Annotated in this window: 6 protein-coding genes; 3 read left to right on the plus strand and 3 right to left on the minus strand. The window is 75.1% G+C overall.

Annotated elements, in window-relative coordinates; genetic code table 11:
• A partial coding sequence (locus tag AB0N76_RS38785) for a GNAT family N-acetyltransferase (RefSeq protein WP_363565563.1) occupies positions 1-492 on the minus strand: 492 nt, incomplete at its 3' end.
• Between the two features lie 66 nt (positions 493-558).
• Positions 559-1,593: a non-homologous end-joining DNA ligase gene (gene ligD / locus AB0N76_RS38790; protein WP_363565564.1), complete on the minus strand. Its 1,035-nt coding sequence runs from the start codon at positions 1,591-1,593 to the stop codon at positions 559-561.
• A gap of 66 nt (positions 1,594-1,659) precedes the next feature.
• Here ligD and AB0N76_RS38795 point away from each other — a divergent pair, with 66 nt between their 5' ends.
• Positions 1,660-2,730 carry an ATP-dependent DNA ligase gene (locus AB0N76_RS38795; protein ID WP_363565565.1) on the plus strand — a complete coding sequence of 357 codons (1,071 nt, stop codon included), beginning with the start codon at positions 1,660-1,662 and terminating at the stop codon, positions 2,728-2,730.
• 18 nt (positions 2,731-2,748) lie between these two features.
• Here AB0N76_RS38795 and AB0N76_RS38800 read toward each other — a convergent pair whose 3' ends face one another.
• Complete coding sequence (locus AB0N76_RS38800) at positions 2,749-4,101, minus strand: serine hydrolase domain-containing protein (protein WP_363565566.1); 1,353 nt, start codon at positions 4,099-4,101, stop codon at positions 2,749-2,751.
• A gap of 299 nt (positions 4,102-4,400) precedes the next feature.
• Here AB0N76_RS38800 and AB0N76_RS38805 point away from each other — a divergent pair, with 299 nt between their 5' ends.
• Together AB0N76_RS38805 and AB0N76_RS38810 are read left to right on the plus strand one after the other, a co-directional pair.
• Entirely contained in the window at positions 4,401-5,261 is an 861-nt protein-coding gene (locus tag AB0N76_RS38805) for an ABC transporter ATP-binding protein (RefSeq protein ID WP_363565568.1), read from the plus strand.
• A complete protein-coding gene (locus tag AB0N76_RS38810) occupies positions 5,258-5,914 on the plus strand; it encodes a hypothetical protein (protein ID WP_363565567.1) in 657 nt (218 codons plus the stop codon). Before AB0N76_RS38805 ends, AB0N76_RS38810 begins: the two co-directional genes overlap by 4 nt.
• Positions 5,915-5,935 lie beyond the last annotated feature (21 nt).

A 5,935-nucleotide genomic window follows, 5' to 3' on the forward strand; every position in this document is an offset into this window, starting at 1 on the left:
GCCGCGCGCGGCCGGCTCCACCTCGACCGCGCACTCCCAGCGCCCGGCCACCCCGCGGCCCAGCACCAGCACGCCCCCGCGCTCAGCGGTCGTCTCGAACACCCGGACGTCCTCGCGGTAGCGCAGGGCGCGCACCACCCGCGGGTGGTCGCGGTCCTCGACCGGCGTCAGGGCCAGCGGCGGCTCGCCGGGCAGCCGGTCGGCCACCGTCAGCAGGTCGATGTTGCCGTTGACCCGGCCGGTGCGCGCGGCGAAGGCGCTCAGGAACGGCGGACAGAGCGGCGCCGCCAGCGGATCGTTCGGCACGGCGGCCAGCGTCTCGTGCACCCACTGCGGATCCTCGTCGGTGAACACCACGGCGTGCGCGGAGAACGACACCACCCCCGCCTCGCGCGGCGACGGCTGCGGCACCACCGTCACCGTCCCGTCCGACGGCGGGAACAGCCCGCCCGCCGCGTCCGCCAGAATCTCCTGCAGCCCCCGGACACCCATCGTGCGTCCCACCCCTTCGTGACGTCCATGACCTTCATGATCGTCGTGGGCGGTCAGCCTACGTGATCACGTCAGGTCCGCTGCCGGGGCCTCCGGCTTCTTCCGGGCCCGGCTGGGCTGGACCCGGGTCGGCTCGCCCGCCGCCTTCGGGTGGTCCGGCGGGTACGGCAGCTCGCCTTGCGCGCCCTCCGCGACCTGCCGCTCGTACAGCTCCAGCAGGCCCTCCAGCCGGTAGCCGGCCCCGTCCATCCCCGCCTGGAGGTCGCCCAGCTCGGCGAACCGGGCGGGCAGCGTCCGCAGGTCGAAGTCCTCCGGCAGGGCGTCGTCCAGCTCCTCCCAGCGCAGCGGCGCCGAGGCGGTCGCCCGCGGTCGGGCCCGCAGCGAGTAGGCGGAGGCGATCGTCCGGTCCCGCGCCATCTGGTTGTAGTCGACGAAGATCCGCTCCCCGCGCTCCTCCTTCCACCACGCGGTCGTCACCCGGCCCGGCAGCCGCCGCTCCAGCTCCCGGCCCAGCGCGATCACCGCGTGCCGCCCGTCGGCGAAGGTCCACTCCGGCACCAGCGGCACGTACACGTGCAGCCCGCGCCCGCCGGAGGTCTTCGGCCAGCCGCGCAGGCCCTGCTCCTCCAGCAGCGCCCGCAGCTCGTGCGCGGCCCGCACCGCGTCCCGGAAGTCGGTGCCCGGCTGCGGGTCCAGGTCGATCCGCAGCTCGTCGAGGTGCTCGGTGTCGGCCCGGCGCACCGGCCACGGGTGGAAGGTCAGACAGCCCAGGTTCGCCGCCCACAGCACGGCGGCGGGCTCGGTCGGGCAGATCTCGTCCGCCGAGCGGCCGCTGGGGAACTCGATCCGCGCCGTCGGCAGCCAGTCCGGCAGGCCCTTGGGTGCCCGCTTCTGGTAGAAGAACTCGCCCTCGACCCCGTCCGGGAACCGCTGCAGCGTCGTCGGCCGGTCCCGCAGCCCGCGCAGCACCCCGTCCGCGACGGCCAGGTAGTACTCGGCGACGTCCAGCTTGGTGAAGCCGCGCTCCGGGAAGTACACCTTGTCCGGGTTCGACAGCCGGACGCTGCGCCCGGCGACATCCAGTTCCACGGCAGAGCCCATGCCACCCACGCTAAGCGGGGCCCGGCCACCGCGCGCGGGCAGTCGTTCGGCGCGAGGATCGGGAGCATGGACCTGCCCGTCATGCCCCCGCTCGCCCCGATGCTCGCCAAGTCCGTCGCGAAGATCCCGCCCGGCATGCAGTACGAGGCCAAATGGGACGGCTTCCGCACCATCGTCTTCCGCGACGGCGACGAGGTCGAACTCGGCAGCCGCACCGGCAAGCCCCTGACCCGCTACTTCCCCGAGGTCGTCGAGGCCGTCCGCCGGGCGACGCCCCCGCGCTGCGTGCTGGACGGCGAGGTGGTGATCGCCCGCGACGGCCGGCTCCGCTTCGAGGAACTGCTCGAACGCATCCACCCCGCCGCCAGCCGGGTCCGGCTGCTCGCCGAACGCACCCCCGCCTCCTTCGTCGCCTTCGACCTGCTCGCCCTCGGTGACACCGCCCTGCTCGACGAACCGCTCACGGTCCGCCGCCCCGCCCTCGAAGCGGCCCTCGCGGACGCCGCCGACGCCGACGACCCGGTGTTCACCGCCCCCGCCGCCACCGACCGCGAGCTCGCCGAGACCTGGTTCGCCCGGTTCGAGGGCGCCGGCCTCGACGGCATCGTCGCCAAACCGCTCGACCAGCCCTACCGGCCCGGCGAACGCACCATGTACAAGATCAAGCACGAGCGCACCGCCGACTGCGTGGTGGCCGGCTACCGCGAGCACAAGAGCGGCCCGATCGTCGGCTCGCTGCTGCTCGGCCTCCACGACGACACCGGCCGCCTCCAGCACGTCGGCGTCTGCGCCGCCTTCCCGATGGCCCGCCGCCGCGAACTCGTCGAGGAGCTCGCCCCGTTGCGGATGACCGACCTCGCCGGCCACCCCTGGGGCGGCTGGGCCGACGAGGCCGCGCACGCCGAGGCCAGACTGCCCGGCGCGCAGAGCCGCTGGACCGGCGGCAAGGACCTCTCCTGGGTGCCGCTGCGCCCCGAACGGGTCGTCGAGGTCGGCTACGACCACATGGAGGGCACCCGGTTCCGGCACACCGCGCAGTTCCGCCGCTGGCGCCCCGACCGCACGCCCGAGAGCTGCACCTACGCGCAGCTGGAGGAGCCGGTCTCCTACGACCTCGGGCAGGTGCTGGGCATCTGACGGCAGGTCAGGTGCCGCTCAGGCGACGGACGGTGTGGACGGCGCGGCCGAGGCCGGGCCCGAGCCCGACGGGCTCGCCGGCGCCGACGGCAGGTCGTAGACGTTCCCGGGCGACACGATCTCGGTGATCGCCTTCGCGAACAGCGTCGACGGCTCCGCGCCCCGGTACGCCACGTCCGTGTTCAGCAGCACCACCAACGAGGCCTGCGCGGACGGCAGGTGGATCACCACCGACTGGTAGCCCGGCAGCGAGCCGTTGTGCCCGATCCAGCCGTGGTTGACGAACAGCCCCAGCCCGTACCAGACGTCCGGCACCGGCGAGGGCTGCTGCTTCAGCCGCTCCGCCTGCGTCGCCGGGGTCAGCAGACTGCCGGTGGCCAGCACCTTCGCCCACTTCCGCAGGTCCGCCTGGTCCGAGATGATCGCCCCCGCCGCCCAGGCCCAGGACGGGTTCCAGTCGGTCGAGTCGGCGATCTTCCCGTCCGGCGTCTGGTCGGTGTAGCCGCGCGGGTGCGGCTGCGGGAACTCGTTGCCGGCCGGGAACACCGTCCGCCCCAGGTCGGCCGGGTCGAACACCTCCTTCTTCAGGAAGGCCCGCAGCGACTGCCCGCTCAGCTTCTCGATCACCAGGCCCAGCAGCACCGTGTTGGTGTTGGAGTACTCGAACCGGGCGCCCGGCGCGAAGTTCACCGGGTGCTTGAACGCGTACGACAGCAACTGCTCCGGTGTGAAGGGCCGTTGCGGATCGGAGATCAGGGCCTTGGCGAAGTCCTCGTCCTGCGAGTAGTTGAACAGGCCGCTCTGCATGTCCGCGAGCTGGCGCAGGGTGATGGTGTCGCCGTTCGGCACGCCCGTCAGGTACTTGCCGATCGGGTCGTCCAGCGCGGCCCGGCCCTGGTCGACCAGCCGGAGCAGACCGGTGACCGTGAAGGTCTTCGTCTCGCTGCCGATCCGGGTGTTGAGCCCGGTCACCATCGGGATGCCCGCCACCTTGTCGGACACCCCGAAGGCCTTCAGGTAGTCGCCGCGCGGCGTCGACAGGCCGACGATCACCCCGGGCACCGAGGCCTCGGTCAGCACCCGCTGCACGGCCGCGTCCAGCCGGGCCGTCACGTCCGGGGTCAGCGGGACGGTCGTCGCGCCGTCGGCCGGGCTGGCCGGCGTGGCCGAGGGCGTCGGGGTGACCACCGCCGGGACGGCGGTCACCGCCCCGGCCGCCGGCGGCTCGGACGCCGCGCCGCCGCCGGAGCAGCCGGCGGCGGCCAGCAGCCCGGCCAGCGCCAGGGCCGCCGGGGCGGTTCCGCGGTGCCGGGGACGCGTGGGCCGGGGACGCGCGGGCCGTACGGCGGGGTCGGTCGCGGGGTTCGTCATCTGGGAGCGCCTCTCTGGACCGGACGGGCCCGGAGCAGCGCTCCACGGGCCCGCAAGGGGGAGCGTTCGCCACCGTATGCGCGGCCACCGCGCCCCGCGCGCCGGTCGGCGCCCGGCTGGACCGAACGGACCCCACCGTCAGCCACCCGCCCCAACCCGGCTCGCGCCGCCGACGGAAGCCGGTTACCCGTTCCCGGTGTCGCCGACGGAAGCCGGTTACCCGCTCCCTACCCGGCCCCCAGTAGGGTGCGATCCGCCGGAATCTGGGGAGGGGCACCGACTTGCCGAACGCCGAGCTGCTGCACTGCGAAGCCGTCGGCCGGCGCTTCGGCCGGGGGCGCTGGATCCTGCGCGAGGTCGACCTGCGGCTCGCGCCCGGTGACGTCCTCGCCGTCCTCGGCGCCAACGGCTCCGGCAAGTCCACCCTGCTGCGGATCCTGGCCGGCCTGAGCCGCCCCACGGCAGGACGCGTCAGCGGCCGCCCGGGCGCCGTCGTCGGCTACGTCCCCGACCGCTTCACCGCCCACGAACGCCTCACCGCCGTCGGCTACCTCACCCACCTGGGCCGGATCCGCGGCCTGTCCACCGCCGCCGCCCGCGACCGGGCCGGCCGGCTGCTCGACCGGCTCGCCCTGGCCGGCGGGCCCGACGCCGCCCTGCGCACCCTCTCCAAGGGCAACGCCCAGAAGGTCGCGCTCGCCCAGGCCCTGCTGGTCCGGCCCGACCTCCTGGTCCTCGACGAACCGTGGTCCGGCCTGGACGCCTCCGCGCACACCGTCCTCGCCGGGCTCATCGCCGAAGTCGCCGCCGACGGCGGGGCGGTGGTGTTCACCGACCACCGCGAGGCGATCGCCGTCGCGCACGCCACCGCCACCCGCGCCATCGCCGACGGCCGGCTCACCGTTCCGGCGGGTGCCGAGCACGCGGAGATCGTCGTCACCGGCCCCGGGCCCTCACCCGACCGGTCCGCGCTGCCCGACTGGTCCGCGTTGCCCGGTGTGCTCGGCCTCGCCCGGCACGGCGCCGACCTGCACCTGCGCGTCGAACCGCCCCACACCGACGCCGTCCTGCTCACCGCCCTGCGCCACCGTTTCTCGGTCCAGCGCGTCACCCGCCCCCGAGCGGCCGAGTCCGCCCCCGCCCGGGAGGCCGCCCGATGACCGCCCTCGTCCGCTACCGGCTCACCACCCTGCTGCTCTCCCAGCGCTACCTCGCCCCGCTGCTCCTGTTCACCGTCCTGGTCACCGTCCTGACCGCCGACGACACCGGCCCGCTGACCGCCGCCCACGCCGCCGCCGCGACGGCGATGCTGCTCGCCGCCACCTGGCTCACCATGGCCCTCGGCGGCCTGGAGGACCGGCCGCACCACGCCGTGCTGACCGCCACCGCCGGCTCCGCCCGCCGCGTCCTCACCGGCACCGTGCTCACCGCGCTGCTCGCGAGCCTGCCGCTGACCGCCCTCGGGCTCGCCCTGCCGCTGCTCCTCGGCACCCACCACCCGACCGCCGCCGACCTGCTGCTCGGCGTCGAGGCCCAGCTCACCTGCGCCTGCACCGGCACCGCCGTCGGCCTGCTCTGCTCCCGGCCGCTGCTGAACCGCCAGGGGTACGCCCTGCTGCTCGCGCTCGGGCTGCTGCTCGTCCTCACCGTGACCAGGGGCCTGCCGCCGGTCAACCTGCTGCTCACCCGGCTCTCCGCGCACGATCGCGCGGCCGGGCTGCTCGGCTCCACCGGACTGCTGCTCGTCCTCTCCGCCGCGCTGCTGGCGGCCGCCGCCGCGCTCGCCCACGTCCTCGGCACCCGGCGCGCCTGACCCGGCGCGGGGGCCTCCGCC

It is taken from the genome of Kitasatospora sp. NPDC093806, from assembly GCF_040683335.1.
Lineage (GTDB): Bacteria > Actinomycetota > Actinomycetes > Streptomycetales > Streptomycetaceae > Kitasatospora.